General features: G+C 68.9%; 17 protein-coding genes. 11 read left to right on the forward strand and 6 right to left on the reverse strand.

The window, feature by feature from the left end; all coding sequences use genetic code 11:
• Positions 1-102: 102 nt before the first annotated feature.
• From A7B20_RS10230 to A7B20_RS10240, 3 genes are all read right to left on the reverse strand, one after another.
• Entirely contained in the window at positions 103-1,077 is a 975-nt protein-coding gene (locus A7B20_RS10230; RefSeq protein ID WP_102108482.1) for a sugar-binding transcriptional regulator, read from the reverse strand.
• Between the two features lie 111 nt (positions 1,078-1,188).
• Complete coding sequence (locus A7B20_RS10235) at positions 1,189-2,100, reverse strand: sugar kinase (RefSeq protein ID WP_102108483.1); 912 nt, start codon at positions 2,098-2,100, stop codon at positions 1,189-1,191.
• Between the two features lie 3 nt (positions 2,101-2,103).
• Complete coding sequence (locus tag A7B20_RS10240) at positions 2,104-2,817, reverse strand: GntR family transcriptional regulator (protein WP_102108484.1); 714 nt, start codon at positions 2,815-2,817, stop codon at positions 2,104-2,106.
• A 111-nt stretch (positions 2,818-2,928) separates the two neighbouring features.
• On the opposite strand from A7B20_RS10240, the gene uxaC reads away from it, so the two are divergent.
• The 8 genes from uxaC (at position 2,929) to A7B20_RS10280 (ending at position 10,703) form a co-directional block, all read left to right on the forward strand.
• Positions 2,929-4,335 (forward strand): glucuronate isomerase, encoded by a 1,407-nt coding sequence (uxaC, locus tag A7B20_RS10245; protein ID WP_102108485.1) that lies wholly within the window; start codon positions 2,929-2,931, stop codon positions 4,333-4,335.
• A gap of 25 nt (positions 4,336-4,360) precedes the next feature.
• Positions 4,361-5,338, forward strand: coding sequence for a TRAP transporter substrate-binding protein (locus tag A7B20_RS10250; protein ID WP_102108486.1), 978 nt, complete (start codon positions 4,361-4,363; stop codon positions 5,336-5,338).
• 262 nt (positions 5,339-5,600) lie between these two features.
• Complete coding sequence (locus A7B20_RS10255) at positions 5,601-6,122, forward strand: TRAP transporter small permease (protein WP_216641189.1); 522 nt, start codon at positions 5,601-5,603, stop codon at positions 6,120-6,122.
• Between the two features lie 4 nt (positions 6,123-6,126).
• Positions 6,127-7,407 carry a TRAP transporter large permease gene (locus A7B20_RS10260; protein ID WP_102108487.1) on the forward strand — a complete coding sequence of 427 codons (1,281 nt, stop codon included), beginning with the start codon at positions 6,127-6,129 and terminating at the stop codon, positions 7,405-7,407.
• 7 nt (positions 7,408-7,414) lie between these two features.
• A complete protein-coding gene (locus A7B20_RS10265; protein ID WP_102108488.1) occupies positions 7,415-7,726 on the forward strand; it encodes a cupin domain-containing protein in 312 nt (103 codons plus the stop codon).
• 10 nt (positions 7,727-7,736) lie between these two features.
• The gene (gene kduI / locus A7B20_RS10270) at positions 7,737-8,558 is read left to right on the forward strand and encodes a 5-dehydro-4-deoxy-D-glucuronate isomerase (RefSeq protein ID WP_102108489.1); all 822 of its coding nucleotides are present in this window, start codon (positions 7,737-7,739) and stop codon (positions 8,556-8,558) included.
• Positions 8,555-9,283, forward strand: coding sequence for a 2-dehydro-3-deoxy-D-gluconate 5-dehydrogenase KduD (gene kduD / locus A7B20_RS10275; RefSeq protein WP_102108490.1), 729 nt, complete (start codon positions 8,555-8,557; stop codon positions 9,281-9,283). Before kduI ends, kduD begins: the two co-directional genes overlap by 4 nt.
• Positions 9,261-10,703, forward strand: coding sequence for a mannitol dehydrogenase family protein (locus tag A7B20_RS10280; protein ID WP_102108491.1), 1,443 nt, complete (start codon positions 9,261-9,263; stop codon positions 10,701-10,703). Before kduD ends, A7B20_RS10280 begins: the two co-directional genes overlap by 23 nt.
• A 91-nt stretch (positions 10,704-10,794) precedes the next feature.
• Here A7B20_RS10280 and A7B20_RS10285 read toward each other — a convergent pair whose 3' ends face one another.
• Positions 10,795-11,994, reverse strand: a complete 1,200-nt coding sequence (locus A7B20_RS10285) for an ROK family transcriptional regulator (protein ID WP_102108492.1) — start codon at positions 11,992-11,994, stop codon at positions 10,795-10,797.
• A 175-nt stretch (positions 11,995-12,169) separates the two neighbouring features.
• Here A7B20_RS10285 and A7B20_RS10290 point away from each other — a divergent pair, with 175 nt between their 5' ends.
• From A7B20_RS10290 to A7B20_RS10300, 3 genes are all read left to right on the forward strand, one after another.
• Complete coding sequence (locus tag A7B20_RS10290; protein WP_102108493.1) at positions 12,170-13,183, forward strand: sugar ABC transporter substrate-binding protein; 1,014 nt, start codon at positions 12,170-12,172, stop codon at positions 13,181-13,183.
• Positions 13,184-13,447: 264 nt separating this feature from the next.
• The gene (locus A7B20_RS10295) at positions 13,448-14,521 is read left to right on the forward strand and encodes an ABC transporter permease (RefSeq protein ID WP_102108494.1); all 1,074 of its coding nucleotides are present in this window, start codon (positions 13,448-13,450) and stop codon (positions 14,519-14,521) included.
• 2 nt (positions 14,522-14,523) lie between these two features.
• Positions 14,524-15,312, forward strand: coding sequence for an ATP-binding cassette domain-containing protein (locus A7B20_RS10300; protein WP_102108495.1), 789 nt, complete (start codon positions 14,524-14,526; stop codon positions 15,310-15,312).
• Here the strand turns inward: A7B20_RS10300 and xylB are convergent.
• Both xylB and A7B20_RS10310 read right to left on the reverse strand, forming a co-directional pair.
• Entirely contained in the window at positions 15,240-16,760 is a 1,521-nt protein-coding gene (xylB, locus tag A7B20_RS10305; protein ID WP_102108496.1) for a xylulokinase, read from the reverse strand. The two genes, A7B20_RS10300 and xylB, sit on opposite strands and share 73 nt — an antisense overlap.
• Positions 16,761-16,898: 138 nt before the next feature.
• Positions 16,899-19,319: a GcvT family protein gene (locus tag A7B20_RS10310; RefSeq protein ID WP_102108497.1), complete on the reverse strand. Its 2,421-nt coding sequence runs from the start codon at positions 19,317-19,319 to the stop codon at positions 16,899-16,901.
• Positions 19,320-19,520 lie beyond the last annotated feature (201 nt).

Here is a 19,520-nt window from a genome sequence, read left to right on the forward strand (position 1 = left end):
ATTTCGGTGGGCAATTACTCACGCACTTGGCGATTCGTGTCAACCGTGATCCCTGTTAGCGCATGACAGTTTCGCGCCGCCCGGCCCCGGCGACCGAAAACCTCAGCCCGCGAGGATCATCTCCGCCGTCGCCTCGTCGGTGATCAGCCCGTTGATCAGCCGTCCGCGCAGCGCCGCCTGCGCCGCCGTGACCTTCGCGGGTCCACCCGCGATGCCGACCACGGGGCGCGGCGGATCGGCGCGCAGCGGATGGCTCAGCACCCGGGCGTTCAGCCCGCCTTGCAGCACCTGCCCCTCGCGGTCGAACAGCCAGCTCGTGATCTCGCCCGCCACGCCCTGCGCCTCGAGCGCGCGCAGCTCGTCGCGGGTCACGAAACCGTCCTCCAGCAGCGGCGCCGCGCCGCTGACGTTGCCGATCCCGACGAAGGCGATGTCCGCCTCCTCGCAGAGGCGGAGCGTGTTGCGCACCGGCTCCTGCGCGTGGAGGATCGCCAGTTCCTCGGCGCTGCGGGCGAAGACCGGCAGCGGCATCGGGTAATGCCGCGCCTGCACCCGTTCGGCCAGCCGGATCACGACGTTGTAGGGTGTGGCCGAGCCGTCGGACATCATGTTGCCCAGCATCGACACGATCCGGTGCTGCGGGCAGGCCATGGGGCGCAATTGCTCGACGCAGGCGCGGAGCGCCCGCCCGGTGCCGAGCGAGATGATGCGCGGCGCCTCGGACTTCAGGTGCCGCTCCATCTCGGAGGCGCCCGCGCCCGCGATCCCCGCCATCAGCCCCGGAGCGCCGGGATCGGAAGGCACCACGTCGCAGATGCCGAGCCCGAAGCGGTCGATCAGCCGCTGGCGCAGCTCCATGCAGCGGGCGATGGGATGGTCGAGCCGGACCTTGATCAGCCGCTCGCTGACCGCCAGGGACACCAGCCGCTGTGCCGACTGGCGCGAGACGCCGAGTTTCTTCGCGATCTCGTCCTGGGTGTTGCCCGCGACATAGTAGAGCCAGCCGGCCCGGGCCGCATCGTCCAGACGGCCGCCCTCGATGCGTCCCGCCTCTGCCGATTTGCCCTGCTCCGCCATCTTCGCCCTCCCCGCACCGGTGAAATTTGTGCGCGAAAACGGCTCATGTGTCAAAAGCCCAACGCGCGGGCAGTTGCCCGCAACGCCGAAGTCGCGCCGCCTGGTGTTGCCTCAGGTCCCGTCGCGCGCCGCCCGCACCAGCGCGCCGCGCCCGCCGATGACCTTCCCGGCCAGCTTCGCCCCCGCCTCAGCCGCCGCCCTGTCCGGCGCGCGGTCGAGGTGCGCCGCCAGGAACCCCGCGTTGAAGCTGTCGCCCGCCGCCGTCGTGTCCACGACCTCGGCCACCGGGTCCGGCTCGAAAAGCGAATCGCCGAGCCTGCCGCGCACCAGCACCGCGCCGCCGCCGTTCTTCACCGCGACCATGGACGCCCCGGCCCCGGCATAGCGCGATGCCGTAGCCTCGGGGTCGGCATCGCCGAAATGCTGCGCCTCGTCGTCGAAGGAGGGCAACGCGATGTCGCAGACCGCCGCCGCCTCCATCACCGCCGCGCACATCGCCTCCGTGTCGGGCCAGAGGCGGGGCCGCAGGTTGGGATCGAACACCGCCAGCGCCCCGGCCGCCCGCGCGCGGCGGACCTCGGACAGGAGGTTGGACCGCCCTTCCGCGCCGATCACGGCCAGCGTGATGCCCGAGAAATACACCACGTCCGCCCCTGAGAACGCCGCCGCCAGCCGCGCCGGATCCTCCGCCAGCAACCGCGCCGCGCTCTGCTCGCGCCAGTAGACGAAGCTGCGCTCGCCTTCCTTCAGCTCGATCAGGTACAGCCCCAGCGTCCGTCCCTCGATCCGCGCGACGTGACCGGTGCCGATCCCGCTGTCCCGCGCGAAATCCAGCATCCGCCCGGACACCCCGTCGCACCCGACCGCCGTGACATAGTCCACGGTCCAGTCCGCGGGCAGCACGCCGCGCGCGTACCAGGCCGTGTTGAACGTGTCCCCGGAAAAGGCCATGGCATAGAGCCCCGCCTCGGATGACGGGGCGAGTTCCACCATGCACTCGCCCACCGATACGAACCGTTTCACCCCTTACTCCTCCTCGGCAAACCAGGCGTGGTTGTCGGCCCTCAGCCGCTCCACGATGCCCTCGATCCGGCTCAGGTGCTGGCGCACCGCCGCCTCGCCGGCGTCCTTGTCGCGCGCCTTCAGCGCGTCGAGGATCCGGCGGTGGTCGTCGCAGGCCGTCTGCGAGGCGAAGGCCAGCGACAGGAAGCGCACCCGGTCGGTATGGGCCTTGTTCTCGCGGATCACGTCCCAGGAGAAGCCCAGCCCGATCAGCGCGCAGACCTCGCGGTGGAAGGCATCGTCAAGCTGGTGGAACAGCCGCTTGTCGCCCGCGTCGATGGCCTCCTGCTGCTGTTCGATCAGCCGCTCCAGCACCGCGATGCCCGAGGGATCGAGGCTCTCGCAGGCGCGGCGCACGATCTCGACCTCGATCGCGGTGCGGATGAAGCGGGCGCGGAACACGTCGCGGGCCGAGATCTGGCTGACGGTCGTGGCGCGCTGCGGCTGGATGATGAGGAAGCCGAGCTTCGAGAGGCGATAGAAGGCATCGCGCACCGGCTGGCGCGACACGCCCATCTGGCGGCTCACGTCGGCCTCCGACAGCTTGGCCCCCGGCGGCAGGTCCAGCGACAGGACCTGACGGTAGAGCGCGTCGAACACCCGGTCCGAGATCGAGGCCCGCGCCACCGGCTCGATCTGCGCCAGCGCGGCAGTCTTCGCGGGCTCTTGTGACAGCATCTGGGGTCCTCTCTAAGCCGGATTGACAGGCTTGGCATACTAACATACTAGTTTCAGGCGACCGGAAAAGCCAAGTCTTTTTCGCCCCCGTGCCGACCGCGAAGGACACCGATGCCCCGTCTCGATCCCGACCGCCTGTTCCCGCTCGATCCGCGAAGCCGCGGCCTGGCCCGCGCGCTCTACGGGACGGTGAAGGACCTGCCGATCCTCTCGCCCCACGGCCACACCGAGCCGCGCTGGTACGCCGAGAACGCGGCCTTCCCGGACCCCGCGCAGCTGTTCGTGACGCCGGATCACTATGTCTTCCGCATGCTGTTCTCGCAAGGCATCCCGCTGGAGCGTCTCGGCGTGCCGCGGGCGGACGGCGGCGCCGTCGAGACCGACGGGCGTGCCATCTGGCGCCTCTTCGCGGAGAACTATCACCTGCTGCGCGCCACCCCCTCGGCCATGTGGATCGACCATGCGCTGGAAAACGTCTTCAGCGTGGAGCAGCGGCTGAACGCCGACACCGCCGATGCGATCTACGACCGGCTTTCGGCGTGCCTGGCGCAGGAGGCCTACCGCCCCCGCGCCCTGTTCGAACGCTTCAACATCGAGGCGATCAGCACCACCGACAGCGCCATCGACCCCCTGCCCTGGCACCGGATGATCCGCGAGTCGGGCTGGTCCGGCCGCGTCATCCCCGCCTACCGCCCCGATGCCGTGGTCGACCCCGAGTTCCCGGGCTTCGCCGACAACGTGGCGAAGCTGGGCGAGATGACCGGCGAGGATACCGCCACCTGGGAGGGCTACCTCGCCGCCCACCGGAACCGGCGGGCACATTTCATCTCCTTCGGCGCCACCTCGTCCGACCACGGCCACGCCACCGCGCGGACCGAGAACCTGCCGCAGGACCAGGCGGCGCTGCTGTTCGCCAAGGCGCTGGCGGGCACCTGCACCCCCGGGGAAGCCGACGCCTTCCGCGGCCAGATGCTGACCGAGATGGCGCGCATGTCCATCGACGATGGCCTCGTGCTCCAGATCCATCCGGGCAGCTTCCGCAACCATTCGGCGCAGATCTTCGCGCAGTTCGGCCGCGACAAGGGCTTCGACATCCCCACGCAGACCGATTACGTCCGCGCGCTGAAGCCGCTGCTCGACGCCCACGGCACCGATCCGCGTCTTTCCGTCATCCTGTTCACGCTCGACGAAACCGCCTTCTCTCGCGAACTCGCCCCCCTCGCCGGGGTCTATCCGGCGCTGAAGCTCGGCCCCGCCTGGTGGTTCTTCGACAGCCCCGAGGGGATGCGCCGCTATCGCGAGACCGTCACCGAGACCGCGGGCTTCTACAACACCGTCGGCTTCAACGACGATACCCGCGCCTTCTGTTCGATCCCCGCCCGCCACGATGTCGCGCGGCGCGTGGATTGCGCCTATCTCGCCACGCTCACCGCCACCGGGCGGCTGGACGAGGGCGAGGCCTACGAGGTCGCACAAGACCTCGCGTACCGGCTTGCGAAACAAGCCTACCGGCTCTGACAGCCACACCCAGGGAGGAACGACAATGAAACTGAAGACCCTCACGGCGGCCCTTCTGGCCTCCGCCGCGCTGACCACGGGCGCCTTCGCCTGCGAGACGACGCTGCGCTCGTCCGACACCCACCCCGAGGGCTACCCGACCGTGGTCGCCGTCCAGAAGATGGGCGAGATGCTGGAAGAGCGCACCGACGGCCGCCTCTGCATCGAGGTGTTCCACTCGGCCCAGCTCGGCGAGGAGAAGGACACGATCGAGCAGACGCAGTTCGGCGTCATCGACATGAACCGCGTCTCGCTCGGGCCGTTCAACAACATCATCGAGGAAACGCAGGTCCCGTCCCTGCCCTACATCTTCCGCTCGGTCGAGCACATGCACAAGGTGATGGACGGCCCGGTCGGCCAGCAGATCCTCGACGCCTTCGCCGACCACGACCTGATCGGCCTCGCCTTCTACGACGGCGGCTCGCGCTCGTTTTACAACTCCGAGAAGCCGATCAAGTCGATGGAGGACCTCGCGGGCATGAAGTTCCGCGTGATGCAGTCGGACATGTTCGTCGACATGGTCGCCGCCCTCGGCGCCAACGCCACCCCGATGCCCTATGGCGAGGTCTATTCCTCGATCCAGACCGGTGTCATCGACGGGGCCGAGAACAACTGGCCGTCCTACGAATCCTCCGGCCACTTCGAGGTCGCCAAGTACTACACGCTCGACCAGCACCTGATCGTGCCGGAAGTGCTGGTGATGTCGAAGATGGCCTGGGACAAGCTGTCGCCCGAGGACCAGGAGATCGTGAAGCAGGCCGCGAAGGACTCGGTCCCCGTGATGCGCGACCTCTGGGAACAGCGCGAGAAGGCCTCCGAGGAGAAGGTCCGCGCCTCGGGCGTCGAGATCGTGACCGACATCGACAAGACCCCGTTCATCGAGGCGATGAAGCCGGTCTACCAGAAGTACGTCACCTCGGACAAGTTGAAGAAGATGGTGGAAGACATTCAGGCAACTGAGTAATTCTGCCTTGCGCTGCCGTCCTGCGATCCGAACCGCCAAGATGGCAGCGCAGACGCTGACAGCCTGCACCGCCCCCGCTCGGCATGGAGGGCAGCGCACAGCCTACCAGCCTGCACCGCCGACGCTCCGAACAGAGGGCAGCCCCCGCCCGGGGGGCGATCGGGGGCTGCCCGGTGTAGAAACCGGGCAGGACATCTCCGCCGTTCCCTCTCCGTCCTGACCTCGCAAAGCTCGTCCGACCGTCCACAGGAAAGCACCCCCCGTGCAAGACACCCTGAAATCCGTCGCCCTCGCCACCGGCCTGATCGCGCGCTTCGCGCTCTGGGTCGCGGGCATCGGGCTCGTGCTGATGACCGTGTTCATCGCCGCCCAGGTCTTCTGGCGCTACGTCCTGAACGACAGCATCGTCTGGACCGAGCCCGCCTCGGTCATGATCATGGGCTGGTTCATCTTCTTCGGCGCCGCCGTCGGCATCCGCGAGGGTTACCACCTCAGCTTCGACGTGCTGCTCTACATGGTGCCCCACGGGGTGAAGATGACCTTCTACACCATCTCGGACCTCACCGTCGCGGGCTTCGGCGCGGGGATGATCTGGTTCGGCTCCCAACTCGCCGCCAAGACCGCCGGCAACCAGCTTCCCTCCCTCGGCATCTCCGGCGCCTTCGACTTCCTGCCGCTGGTCGGCGGCGGCGTGCTGATCGTGCTCTTCTCGCTCGAGCGTGTCGCCCGCCGCGCCGCCGGGCTTCCCACCGCCCGCTTCGGCGACGATCCCATCGAGGACTGACCCCATGGAACTCTACGTCCTCTTCGGCTCCTTCGTCTTCCTGCTGCTGATCGGCACGCCCGTGGCCTTCTGCCTCGGCGTCTCCAGCTTCGCCACCATCGCCTATCTCGGCCTGCCCCCGGTCGTTGTCTTCCAGCGCCTGAACTCCGGCGTCTCGGTCTTCGCGCTGATGGCGATCCCGTTCTTCATCTATGCCGGCGACCTGATGGTGAGGGGCGACATCGCCCGCCGCCTCGTGGCGCTGGCGGGCGCCTTCGTCGGCCACTTCCGCGGCGGGCTCGGCCAGGTCAACGTGCTGTCCTCGGTCATGTTCGGCGGCGTCTCGGGCTCGGCCGCCGCCGACGCCTCGGCCGTGGGCGGGCTGATGGTGCCGCAGATGAAGGCGCGGGGCTACGGCGTCGACTACGCGGTGAACATCACCGTCACCTCGTCGATCATCGCGCTGATGCTCCCGCCCTCGCACAACATGATCATCTACTCGATCGCCGCGGGCGGAAAGATCTCGATCGCCGACCTCTTCACCGCCGGGATCCTGCCGGGGCTGCTGCTGGCGCTGTCGCTGATGATCGCCGCCTATGTCGTCGCCCGCCGCCGCGGCTATCCGACCGATCCGTTCCCGGGCTTCGCCGCCATGGGCGCGCTGTTCGTCTCGGCCGCGCCGGGCCTGATCCTTGTCGCGATCATCTTCGGCGGCGTGCGCTCGGGCATCTTCACGGCGTCGGAGTCCTCGAACATCGCGGTGGTCTATGCCCTGCTCGTGACGTTCTTCGTCTACCGGTCCCTCTCCTTCAGGGACTTCATCGAGGCGACCTTCGCCGCCGTGCGCACCACCGCCATGGTGCTCATGGTGATCGGCTGTGCCGCGGCCTTCGGCTGGCTGCTCGCCTACACCCGCGTTCCGGCGATGATGGTCTCGGCGCTCCAGAACGTCTCGGACAACCCGATCGTGATCCTGCTGCTGCTGAACGTGGTGCTGCTGATCCTCGGCACCTTCATGGACATGAGCCCGCTGATCGTCATCACCACGCCGATCTTCCTGCCCGTGGCCATGGCCTTCGGCGTCGACCCGGTGCATTTCGGCGTCATCCTTATCCTGAACCTCGGCATCGGCCTCTGCACCCCGCCTGTCGGGGCGGTCCTCTTCGTCGGCTGCGCGGTGGGGCGGATCCCGATCTGGGACGCCGTGCGCACCATCTGGCCCTTCTACGGCGCCGCCTTCGCCACGCTGATGCTCGTCACCTACATCCCGGCGCTGTCGCTCTGGCTGCCCTCCCTGTTCCGCTGAGGCCCCCATGCTGAACCGTTACCCCCCCGTCCCGGCCGATCCCGGCGTCACCCGGCAGGTGCTGTCGGACAGCCCCGAGCTGATGGTCGTCTCCTTCACCTTCGAGCAGGGCGCCGAGGGCAGGCTGCACCGCCACCCCCATGTCCAGGCGACTTACGTCCAGTCGGGCCGCTTCACCTTCACCGTGGCGGGCGAGGAGATCGCCGTCGGCCCCGGCGACAGCTTCGTGATTCCGTCGGACGCCGAACACGGCTGCCGCTGCACCGAGGCGGGCGTCCTGATCGACACCTTCACCCCCCGCCGCGACGATTTCCTCTGAAAGGCTTCCCATGCTCCATGTCGAAACCCGCCACGCCATCGACCCCGAAACCGCGAAAGGCTTCGACACCGCCGCCCTGCGGCGCCACTTCCACATGCCCGACCTGTTCCGCGCGGGCGAGATCCGCCTCTGCTACACGCACTACGACCGGATGATCGTCGGCGGCGCGGTGCCCGGCGGCGCGACGCTCACCCTCGACCACGTTGCCGAGTGCGGCACCCCCACGATCCTCGAACGGCGCGAAATGGCGATCGTCAACATCGGCGGTTCCGGCAAGGTCAGCGCGCGCGACGACTTCGCCATGGAGCATGGCGATGTCCTCTCCCTCGGCATGGGCTCCGGCCCCGTCAGCTTCTCGGGCGAGGGGCGGTTCTACATCCTGTCCTGCCCCGCCCACCGCACCTGCCCGACCCGCCTGATCCGGCCCGACGCGGCGCGGAAGGTGGAACTCGGCGCGCAGGAGACGGCCAACAGGCGCACCATCCTCCAATTCGTCCACCCCGAGGTGATGGAGTCCTGCCAGCTTGTCGCGGGCTACACGAAGCTTGCCGAAGGTTCGGTCTGGAACACCATGCCCGCCCACACCCACGACCGGCGGATGGAGGCCTATCTCTACTTCGACCTTGCCGAAGATGCCCGGGTGTTCCACCTGATGGGCCGGCCCGACGAGACGCGCCACGTCGTCATGGCGAACGAGGAGGCCGTCGTCTCGCCTCCCTGGTCGATCCACTCGGGCTGCGGCACCGGCGCCTACACCTTCGTCTGGGCCATGGCCGGGGACAACGTCGATTACACGGACATGGACATGGCCGCCATGGAGGACCTCAGATGACCCCCTTCTCGCTCGACGGAAAGACCGCCCTCGTCACCGGCGCGAACACTGGCATCGGCCAGGCCATCGCGCTGGCCATGGGTCGCGCGGGCGCCAGCGTGATCTGCGCCGGCCGCTCCTCCTGCGCCGAGACGGTCGCGATGATGGAGGACGCCCGCGAGATGAAACTCGACTTCGCCGATCCGATGGCGGCGAAGGACGTCTTCGCGGCCGAACCCGTCGACATCCTCGTGAACAACGCCGGCATCATCCGCCGCGCCGACAGCACCGACTACAGCGAGGAGGACTGGGACGCGGTCATCGACGTGAACCTGAAGGCGCTGTTCTTCACCTCGCAGGCCTTCGCCAGGGCCGCGCTGGCCCGGAAGGCGGAGGGCAGGATCGTCAACATCGCCTCGCTCCTGTCGTTTCAGGGCGGCATCCGCGTGCCCGCCTATACCGCGTCCAAGCACGGGGTCGCGGGGCTGACGAAGCTCCTGGCGAACGAATGGGCGGCGAAGGGCATCAACGTCAACGCCATCGCCCCGGGCTATATCGAGACCAACAACACCGAGGCGCTGCGCGCGGACCCCGAGCGCAGCAGGGCGATCCTCGACCGCATCCCGGCGGGCCGCTGGGGGCAGCCAGAGGACATTGCGGAATCCGCCGTCTTCCTCGCCTCCCCGGCGGCGAAGTACATCCACGGAACGATCCTCAGCGTCGATGGAGGCTGGCTTGCCCGATAATCTCCCCCGCCTCGCGCCCTCGCGGCCCCGCCCGAGGACCGGCATTGTCCACCTCGGCCTCGGCGCCTTCTTCCGCGCCCACGGCGCCGTCTACATCGCCGAGGCGATGGAACGGGCGGGCGGTGACTGGGGCATCATCGGCGTCTCGCTGAAAAGCCCCGCCACCCGCGACGCCCTCGCCCCGCAGGAAGGCGCCTATACCGCCGTCGAACTGGCCCCCGAGGGCACCCGACCCAGGGTGATCGAGGCGGTGACGGAGGTGCTGGTCGCGCCCGAGGATCCCGAGGCGGTGCTGGCGCGGATGGCCGACCCGGCGGTGAGAATCGTTACCCTGACCGTCACCGAGAAGGGCTATTGCCATCACCCCGCCACCGGCGCGCCCGACACCGATCATCCCGACATCGCCCACGACCTCGCGCATGACCTCCCGAAGTCCGCCCCCGGCTACCTCGTGCGCGCGCTGCAGCGCCGCCGTGCCGCGGGCGGACGTCCCTTCACCGTGCTGACCTGCGACAACCTGCCGGGCAACGGCGCGCTGGTGAAGGGCATCGCCCTCGACCTCGCCCGCCGGATCGACCCGGACCTCGCCGACTGGATCGCGGCCGAGGGGCGTTTCCCCGCCACCATGGTCGACCGCATCGTGCCCGCCACGAAGGCGGACGACATCGAGACCGTGGCAGGTCTGACCGGACGCGACGACCGCGCGCCGGTGATGCACGAACCCTTCCGCCAGTGGGTGATCGAGGACAGCTTCGTCGACGACGCCCGCCCGGCGCTCGAGAAGGTCGGCGCCGAGCTGGTGCAGGACGTCACCGCCTTCGAGCACATGAAGCTGAGGATGCTGAACGGCACCCATTCGTCCCTGGCCTACCTCGGCTACCTCGCGGGGCACGAGACCATCGCCGCCTGCGCCGCCGACCCGGTCTTCGCCGCCTACGTGAAGCACCTCTGGGCGGAAGAGATCATCCCCGTCCTGACACCGCCCGAGAACACCGACCTCGCGGACTATGCCAGGGCGCTGTTCCGCCGCTACGAGAACCCGGCGATCCGCCACCGCACCTGGCAGATCGCCATGGACGGCAGCCAGAAGCTGCCCCAGCGGATCCTCGGCACCCTGGCCGAGAACCGGAAGGCGGGCCGCGAGGCGCCCGGGCTCTGCCTCGCCGTGGCGGCGTGGATGCACTATGTCGGCGGCATCGGGCTCGACGGCCAGCCGATCGACGTGCGCGACCCGCTGGCGGACCGGCTGCGCGGCCTCTGCGACGGCGCGGCCGGGACGGCGCGGGTCGAGGCGCTGCTCGGGGTCGAGAGCATCTTCCCCCGCGACTTCGCCCGCGACCACGCCGCGCCCCTGCGCGACGCTTATGCGCGGCTGACCTCCCTCGGCGCGCGGGAGGCGGTCAGGGCGCTGTTGCCGTGACCCTGCGCGCACCGTCCGGGCCCCGGGCGCGGGCGGCGACTGAAGGATCGACAGGTCCGGCCAGGTCCGCACCACGGGGGCACGGCCGGTCCTAGATATAGCCGGCGTGGCTGTTCAGCAGGAAACGCGAGAAGACCGGCACCGCCGCGGCGCCGATCGAGCGGGCATCGCCGCCCACCGTGCCCTCGTGCAGTTCCGGCAGCGCCAGTCCGCGCAGGTCCTGCCGGAGCAGGTGGCGGCGGGTTTCCTCCACCAGCCGCGCCCGCACCTCAGGCGGCATCGCGCCGTCGATCACGAAATCGGCAAAGTCGATGACGCTGATCACCGAGACCACGGCCGCGGCGAGGCTGGCCGCGGCCTCGCCGATCCAGTCCGACACCGCCGCATCGAAGCCCGACCAGTCCTGCGGGCGCGTCCAGAGCCGCCCCGGGTTCACCCCGATCCCGCGTAGGCGGTTTTCCAGCAGGTGGAGCGAGGCGGTGTCGATCAACTGACAGGTGTTCCCGTCGGGCCCGCGCACCGGCATCGAGCCGAAGGCGCCCGCGTTGCTCTGGCGGCCGTCATAGACCGACTGGTTCAGGACGATCCCGCCGCCGACGAAGGAGCCGATGAAGAAATAGGCGAAATCGCCGATCCTGCTGCCCAGCCCGAACACGTGCTCGGCCCGGCAGGCGGCGGTCGCGTCGTTCTCGACATGCACCGGCAGGTCGCTGAACTTGGCCACTTCTTCGGCGAAGGACAGGCCGCGCCAGACGTCGAGTTCTTCCTGCCTGGCGCCGAGGCTGTCGTGCCAGTTCCAGATCTCGAAGGGCGAGGCGATGCCGATGCCGATGATGCGCTGGCGCTGCTTCGGCGTCAGACTGTCGTGAATCTCGGCAAGCCCCTTCCGCAGGAAACCGAACACCGTCCCGGGGAGCGGCAGCGCATAGGCGGTCTGGGCCGAGAAGCGCACCTGCCCGAGGAAGTCGAGCAGCGCCAGTTCCGCGCTGCGGCGCCCGATCTTGAGCCCGACCGACAGCACGCCGTCGGGATGCAGCAGCATCGGGACGCTCGGCTTGCCGACCTTGCCGCGCAGCGGTTCGCCCCTTTCGAGGAAGCCGTCGGCCTCGAGGCTGCGCAGGATCACCGACACCGTCTGCGGCGAAAGCCCGCAGCGGCGCGCGATCTCGATCCCCGGCAGACCGCCGTTGCGCTGGATGATGGTCATCACGATCCGCTCGTTGTGATCGCGGACGCGGGCCTGGTTGACCCCGGCCGCGACCACCTGGGGGCCGATCGTCATGTCCTGCATGGGTCATTCCTCCGTGACCGAGAATGCACGGACCCCATTAATAAATCAATCTGATTTATTTATTGACGTCGCTGCGGTTTCGTCGTCATATTGCGACATCGCCGGGCAACGCATCCGGTCGACACGTCAGAGCGGACGACCTTGTGCCGCAATACTACCTAGGGAGGTTTATACCATGAGAACACTACTTGCCAGCACCGCCGTGATGCTTGCCGCGACGACAGGCGCCTTCGCCGCCGATTCGGTCAAGGCGTGCCTGATCACCAAGACCGACACCAACCCCTTCTTCGTAAAGATGAAGGAAGGCGCCGAGGCGAAGGCCAAGGAACTGGGCGTCGAGCTGAAAAGCTTCGCCGGCAAGGTCGACGGCGACCACGAGACCCAGGTCGCGGCGATCGAGACCTGCATCCTCGACGGCGCCAAGGGCATCCTGATCACCGCCTCCGACACCTCCTCCATCGTCTCCTCGGTGCAGCAGGCGCGCGACGCGGGCCTCGTCGTGATCGCGCTCGACACGCCACTGAACCCGGCCGATGCCGCCGACGCCACCTTCGCCACCGACAACTTCAAGGCGGGCGAGCTGATCGGCCAGTGGGCCAAGGCGACCCTCGGCGATGGCGCGGCGGACGCGAAGATCGCGATGCTCGACCTCGCCGTGAGCCAGCCGACCGTCGGCGTGCTGCGCGACCAGGGCTTCCTGCAGGGCTTCGGCATCGAACTCGGCGATCCGAACAAGTGGGGTGACGAGACCGATCCCCGCGTCGTCGGCCATGACGTGACCGCCGGCAACGAGGAAGGCGGCCGCAAGGCGATGGAGAACCTGCTGGCCAAGGATCCGATGATCAACGTCGTCTACACGATCAACGAACCCGCCGCCGCCGGCGCCTACGAGGCGCTGAAGGCCATCGGGCGCGAGAAGGACGTGCTGATCGTCTCCGTCGACGGCGGCTGCCCCGGCGTGCAGAACGTGGCCGACGGCGTGATCGGCGCCACCTCGCAGCAGTACCCGCTGAAGATGGCCTCGCTCGGGATCGAGGCGATCGCCGCCTACGCCAAGGACGGCACCCTGCCCCAGCCGACCGAGGGCAAGGACTTCTTCGACACCGGCGTGGCGCTCGTCACCGACAAGCCGGCCGAGGGGGTCGACTCGATCTCGGTCGCCGAGGGCAAGGACCTCTGCTGGGGCTGATGCCCGTCGCGGGGCGCCCGTCTCAGGGAGGCGCGGCGCCCCGCACTTCAGCCTGGCGCAGTCGGGCAGGCCGAGCTTCAGCCCGGCCCAGCCCGCCGGCAGCGGCGAACACCGCCACACGGCGCCCGAGCTCCGCGCCCGCCGCACCGGCGGCCCCCAGCCCCGGCAACCCTTTCTCGGCGAATCGCGCCCGTTTCGCCTAGACTTGCCAGAAGACGCCGAACCAAGGGCGCACCGATCAACGGCCCAAACCGGGAGGATCCCATGACCGACACAGCTTCGAAGGGGCAGGATTACGAATCCTCGCTCTCCGGCAGTCCCTCGACCGTCGCCGCCTTCACCGACACGCGGAAGGGCATCGTCCACAAGATCCAGCACGCGCTGCACCAGACGCCGTCGCTGGTGCCGCTGATCGTGCTGGTGATGTCGATCCTGATCTTCGGCGCCCTGCTCGGCTCGAAGTTCTTCTCGCCCTTCGCGCTGACGCTGATCCTGCAGCAGGTGCAGATCGTCGGCATCCTCGGCGCCGCGCAGTCCCTCGTCATCCTCACCGCGGGCATCGACCTGTCGGTGGGTGCGATCATGGTCTTCTCCTCGGTGATCATGGGCACCTTCACCTTCCGCTACGGCATCCCCGCCCCGATCTCGATCCTCTGCGGCCTCGCCATCGGCACCGCCTGCGGCGCGGTCAACGGCTGGCTGGTGTCGAAGATGAAGCTGCCGCCGTTCATCGTCACCTTGGGCATGTGGCAGATCGTGCTGGCCGCGAACTTCCTCTACTCCGCCAACGAGACCATCCGCGCGCAGGAGATCGAGGCCGAGGCCCCGCTCCTGCAACTCTTCGGCATCACCTTCGATGTCGCAGGCGCCCGCCTCACCATCGGGGTGATCTTCATGCTGCTCCTCGCCATCGGGCTTGCCTTTGTCCTGAGGCAGACGGCATGGGGCCGCCACGTCTATGCCGTGGGCGACGACGTCGAGGCGGCGGAACTTTCCGGCGTGCAGACGACGAAGATCCTGATGTCCGTCTACATGCTCTCGGGCCTCATCTGCGCCTTCGCGGGCTGGGCCCTGATCGGGCGCATCGGCTCGGTCTCGCCCACCTCTGGCCAGCTCGGCAACATCGAGTCGATCACCGCCGTGGTGATCGGGGGCATCTCGCTCTTCGGCGGGCGCGGCTCGATCATGGGGATGCTGTTCGGCGCGCTGATCGTCGGCGTCTTCACCCTGGGCCTGCGCCTGCTCGGCGCCGATGCCCAGTGGACCTACCTCCTTATCGGCGTGCTCATCATCGGCGCTGTCGCCGTCGACCAGTGGATCAGAAAGGTGTCGGTGTAATCATGGCAAGCAACGTGCAACCCATCCTGCAAGGCAAGAACCTGGTCAAGCGCTACGGCAAGGTGACCGCCCTCGACCACTGCGATTTCGAGCTCTACCCGGGCGAGATCCTCGCGGTCATCGGCGACAACGGCGCCGGAAAGTCCTCGCTCATCAAGGCCGTCTCGGGCGCCGTGGTGCCGGACGAGGGCGAGGTCTTCCTCGAAGGCAAGAAGGTCCGCTTCTCCTCCCCCCTCGACGCCCGGCACCACGGGATCGAGACGGTGTACCAGCAGCTCGCCATGTCGCCGGCGCTGTCCATCGCCGACAACATGTTCATGGGCCGCGAGATCCGGCGCGAGGGCTTCACGGGCAAGTACCTGAGGATGCTCGACAAGAAGAAGATGGAGAAGATCGCGCGCGAGAAGCTGTCCGACCTCGGGCTGATGACGATCCAGAACATCAACCAGGCGGTCGAGACGCTGTCGGGCGGGCAAAGGCAGGGCGTCGCCGTGGCCCGCGCCGCCGCCTTCGGCTCGAAGGTCATCATCCTCGACGAACCGACGGCCGCCCTCGGCGTCAAGGAGTCGCGCAAGGTGCTGGAGCTGATCCAGGACGTCCGTTCGCGCGGCATCCCGATCGTGCTGATCTCGCACAACATGCCGCACGTGTTCGAGGTGTCGGACCGGATCCACATCCACCGCCTCGGCAAGCGGCTCTGCGTGATCCGCCCGAACGACTACACGATGTCGGACGCGGTGGCCTTCATGACCGGCGCCAAGGAGCCGCCCGAGGAAGTCGCCGCCGCCTGAGGCACGCGAAGCCCCTTGAGGGCCGCATAAAGCTGGCGGAACGCCGCCAGCTTTTCCGACAGGAACGCCTTCCTCGACGCGTCGGGCCGGAAGCTCCTCTCGATCCCGGGGCGCACCGCCAGATCGCCCCAGCTGGCCGCGCCGGTCATCACCGCCGCAAGCCGCGCCGCGCCGAAGGCAGGGCCCGCGGCCGCACCGGCCGCGCGCGCGATCTCGACCTCCAGGAGGTCGCTGATCGTCTGCATCAGCAGGTCGCTGCGCGTGCCGCCGCCGACCGCCAGGAACGACCGCGGCCGCGTGCCACCGGCCGCCAGCGCCTCGGCCCCGTCGGCGAAGGAGAAGGCGACGCCCTGCACCACGCCGCGCATCATCTGTCCCCGCGTCGTATTGGTGCCGATTCCGAAGAAGCCGCCCCGGATGTGCGGATCGCCATGGGGCGTGCGTTCGCCCGTCAGATAGGGCAGGAACAGCGGCGCCTCGCGCGCCTCCGCCGCCTCGGCCAGCAGATCGCCCACGCCGACACCCGCGGTCTCGGAGAACCACGCCATCGGCCGCGCCCCGTTCAGCATCGCCGCCATCTGGTACCAGAGCCCCGGCACCGCATGGGCGAAGCTGTGCACGACCGACCCCGGCGCGGGCCGGTAATCCGCCGTCGGCACGAACAGCTGCCCGGACGTGCCGACCGACAGCACCGCGTCGCCCGCCGCCACCGCGCCGATCCCGACGGCGCCCACGGCGGTATCCCCGGCCCCCGCCGTTACCGGCAGGCCGGGGGCCAGTCCCAGCTCCGCCGCCGCCCCTCCCGTCAGCCGCCCGGCCTCTCCGGCGCTTTCCCGGATCTCGGGCAGCCCCCCCGCCTCGGCCCCCGCCAGCGCACAGAGCGGTGCCGACCACGCCCGCGCTGCCTGATCGTAGAGCAGCGTCCCGGCGGCATCGCTGTGATCGGTGACGTGACGCCCGTGGAGGCGCAGTCCGATGTAATCCTTCGGCAAGAGCATATGCGCGATGCGCCCGAACGCCTCCGGCTCATGCGTCTTCAACCACAGAAGCTTCGGCGCCGTCAGCCCCGGCAGCGCGGGCGCGCCGCCGGTCTCGCCCAGGGTGGGATCCGCCTCCGCCATCGCCTCGCATTCGGCATGGGCGCGGCTGTCGTTCCACAGGATCGCGGGACGGATCACCGCGCCGGCGCGGTCCAGCAGCACCGCCCCGTGCATCTGCCCGCTGAGCCCGATCCCTTTCACCGCCGCCCAGAGCGCCGGATGCGCGGCCGCCAGCTCCCGGCATGCGGCAACCACCGCCGCCCACCACGCCGCCGGGTCCTGCTCGCACCAGTGCGCGCGCGGGGTCTGAAGCGTCAGCGGCACCGAGGACTGGGCCCGGAGCACCCCCTCCTCCGAGACCAGCACCGCCTTCACCGCCGAGGTGCCGACATCCAGCCCCAGAAACATCGCCTTACCCTCCCAGACCGCGGAAACCACAAGGCCACCTTGGCACAGGCTCGGGGCCGCGCCAACCGCCCCCCGGACCGGCGCGGGCACCGCCAACCATCAGGCGCCCCTCCCGCGTCGTGCGGCGCAGCGGGGCCCTCAGGCCCGCATCGCCGCCCCGTTCGCATCGAACAGCGCCACCCGCTGCAGCCGCGCGGGCCGCTTCGAGCCGAGGATCTCGACCGCCCAGCCCTCCGCCCGCTCGGCCATCTCCTTCGGCACATAGCCCATGGCGACCGACACCTCCGAGCCATGGGCGAAGCCCCCCGACGTCACCCAGCCGACCACGTCGTCGCCCTGGAAGATCGGCTCGTCCCCGATCACGTCGGCCTCCTCCGCCTCCACGACGAAGCTCCGCAACCGCATCCTGCCGCCCTCCGCCTTCAGCGCGGAGGCGGCGGATTTCCCGATGAAATCGGCCTCCTTGTCCAGCGCGACGAACCGCCCCAGTTCCGCCTCCCAGGGAGAATAGATCGGCCGGTACTCCCGCGCCCAGCCGCCGAAGCCCTTCTCGAGCCTCAGCGCATTCAGCGCCCGCAGCCCGAAGTCCTTCAATCCCAGGGATTGTCCCGCCTCCTTCAGCGCCAGGTAGACATGCCGCTGGTATTCCGGCCCCATCCAGATCTCGTAGCCGAGGTCCCCGGTAAAGCTCACCCGGCCCACCGTGCAGGGCGCCATGCCGACGTCCATCCGCTTGATGTCCATGAACCGGAACGCCTCGTTCCCGACATCCGCGCCGGTCACTTTCGCCAGCAATTCCCGCGACTTGGGCCCTGCAATGGAGACACCGCACAAACCCGCGCCATGGGCCGTGACGGTCACGCCCGGGTCCATGTGCCGTTCGAACCAGCGCATGTGATATTCCTCCGCCGCGCCGGATCCGCAGACGAAGAAGTTCCCGCCGCCGAGGTTCGCCAGCGTGAAATCCCCGATCAGGCGACCGCTCTCCTTCAGCATCGGCGCCAGCACCATCCGCCCCGGTACCGGGATCCTCGCCGCCAGCAGCCGGTCCAGCCAGGCCTCCGCCCCCGGCCCCGTCACGGAATACTTCGCGAAGCCGGTGGTCTCGATGATCCCAACCCCGGTCCTGACCGCCCGCACCTCGGCCCCCACATGCTCGAAATCCGTGGACCGCTTCCACGAGAAGCCGTCCTTCACCCCCTCCGGCGCGAACCAGAGCGCCGATTCCAGCCCGAACGACGCCCCGAACTGCGCCCCCTCGGCCTTGAGCAGATCGTAGATCGGCGAGGTCTTCAGCGGCCGCCCGGCGGGCAATTCCTCGTTCGGGAACCGGATCGAGAAGCGGCGCGCATAGTTCTCCTGCACCTTGGCGTTGGTATAGGACAGCGTCGCGTAGTCGCCGAACCGGCTGACATCCATGGCGAAGACGTCCAGCCCCGGATCGCCGTTCACCATCCACTGCGACAGCGCGAGGCCGACGCCGCCGCCCTGGCTGAAGCCCGCCATCACCCCGCAGGCCGACCAGAATCCGCGCAGGCCGCGGATCGGCCCGACCAGAGGATTGCCGTCCGGCGCGAAGGTGAAGGGCCCGTTGATGACCTGCTTGATGCCGGCGTTCTCGAAGGCCGGGAAATGCCGGAAGCCGACCTCCAGCGAGGGCGCGATCCGGTCGAGGTCCGGTTCCAGCAGCTCGTGCCCGAAGTCCCAGGGCGTGACCCTGGGCGACCAGGGCTTGCAGGCCTTCTCGTAGGTGCCCATCAGCATCCCCTTGCGCTCCTGGCGCAGGTACAGCTCGCCGTCGAAATCCACGGCGTGAAGCATCTCGCGCCCCTTCGCCGCGTTGAACTCCGCCACCTCCGGCATGTCCTGCGTCAGAAGGTACATGTGCTCCATCGCCAGCACCGGCAGCTCGAGGCCGACCATGCGCCCCACCTCCCGCGCCCAGAGCCCGGCGGCGTTGACAACGTGCTCGGCGACGATGTCGCCCTTGTCGGTCACGACCCTCCAGGTCCCGTCGGGCAGCTGCTCCAGCGACTCCACCTTGGTGTGCAGCTCGATCTCCGCGCCGTTCTTCTTCGCCGACTTCGCATAGGCATGGGTGGTGCCGTAGGGGTCCAGGTGCCCCTCCACCTCGTCGTAGAGCGCGCCGACGAACTGCGAGGGATCCATCAGCGGAAACAGCTCCGCCGCCTCGTCCGGCGTGATCATCTGCGCGTCCAGCCCCAGGTACTTCCCCTTGGCCAGGATCGACTTCAGCCAGTCGAACCGCTCGGGCGTCGCCGCCAGCATCACGCCGCCGGTCATGTGCAACCCGATGTCCTGGCCGCTGTACTCCTGGATTTCCTTGTAGAGATCGACCGTGTATTTCTGCAGCTTGGCGACGTTCGGATCGCCGTTGATCGTGTGCATGCCCCCCGCCGCGTGCCAGGTCGACCCGCTCGTCAGCTCCGAACGCTCCAGCAGCACGACGTCGCTCCAGCCGAAGCGCGTCAGGTGGTACAGCACCGAGCAGCCGACGACGCCGCCCCCGATCACGACGACTCTGGCATGGCTCTTCATGGGCGCGCTCCTTCTCCGGCTGGCCTCACCCTAGCCGCCGCCCCGGCCGCACAAACGCCCGTTTCCGACACGAAGTGACGCAAGCCGCCCATCCGCTCCGGCCGGCACACCAGAGACCCCACCCCCCATCTTTGCTTTCCAAATATCCTCAGGGGGTGAATGGCCCGCAGGGCCAGAGGGGGCAGAATGCCCCCTTGACCC

It is taken from the genome of Oceaniglobus roseus (genome assembly GCF_002869745.1).
Classification (GTDB): Bacteria; Pseudomonadota; Alphaproteobacteria; order Rhodobacterales; family Rhodobacteraceae; genus Oceaniglobus; species Oceaniglobus roseus.

Bases quoted from the DNA above. Each gene is read 5' to 3' on its own strand.
- A7B20_RS10285 (WP_102108492.1), bottom strand. From the start codon at position 11,994: ATGCAGGACATGACGATCGGCCCCCAGGTGGTCGCGGCCGGGGTCAAC.
- uxaC (WP_102108485.1), top strand. From the start codon at position 2,929: ATGCCCCGTCTCGATCCCGACCGCCTGTTCCCGCTCGATCCGCGAAGC.
- A7B20_RS10310 (WP_102108497.1), bottom strand. From the start codon at position 19,319: ATGAAGAGCCATGCCAGAGTCGTCGTGATCGGGGGCGGCGTCGTCGGC.
- A7B20_RS10300 (WP_102108495.1), top strand. From the start codon at position 14,524: ATGGCAAGCAACGTGCAACCCATCCTGCAAGGCAAGAACCTGGTCAAG.
- A7B20_RS10240 (WP_102108484.1), bottom strand. From the start codon at position 2,817: ATGCTGTCACAAGAGCCCGCGAAGACTGCCGCGCTGGCGCAGATCGAG.
- kduD (WP_102108490.1), top strand. From the start codon at position 8,555: ATGACCCCCTTCTCGCTCGACGGAAAGACCGCCCTCGTCACCGGCGCG.
- A7B20_RS10250 (WP_102108486.1), top strand. From the start codon at position 4,361: ATGAAACTGAAGACCCTCACGGCGGCCCTTCTGGCCTCCGCCGCGCTG.
- A7B20_RS10260 (WP_102108487.1), top strand. From the start codon at position 6,127: ATGGAACTCTACGTCCTCTTCGGCTCCTTCGTCTTCCTGCTGCTGATC.
- kduI (WP_102108489.1), top strand. From the start codon at position 7,737: ATGCTCCATGTCGAAACCCGCCACGCCATCGACCCCGAAACCGCGAAA.
- A7B20_RS10280 (WP_102108491.1), top strand. From the start codon at position 9,261: ATGGAGGCTGGCTTGCCCGATAATCTCCCCCGCCTCGCGCCCTCGCGG.
- A7B20_RS10265 (WP_102108488.1), top strand. From the start codon at position 7,415: ATGCTGAACCGTTACCCCCCCGTCCCGGCCGATCCCGGCGTCACCCGG.
- A7B20_RS10230 (WP_102108482.1), bottom strand. From the start codon at position 1,077: ATGGCGGAGCAGGGCAAATCGGCAGAGGCGGGACGCATCGAGGGCGGC.
- A7B20_RS10295 (WP_102108494.1), top strand. From the start codon at position 13,448: ATGACCGACACAGCTTCGAAGGGGCAGGATTACGAATCCTCGCTCTCC.
- A7B20_RS10290 (WP_102108493.1), top strand. From the start codon at position 12,170: ATGAGAACACTACTTGCCAGCACCGCCGTGATGCTTGCCGCGACGACA.
- xylB (WP_102108496.1), bottom strand. From the start codon at position 16,760: ATGTTTCTGGGGCTGGATGTCGGCACCTCGGCGGTGAAGGCGGTGCTG.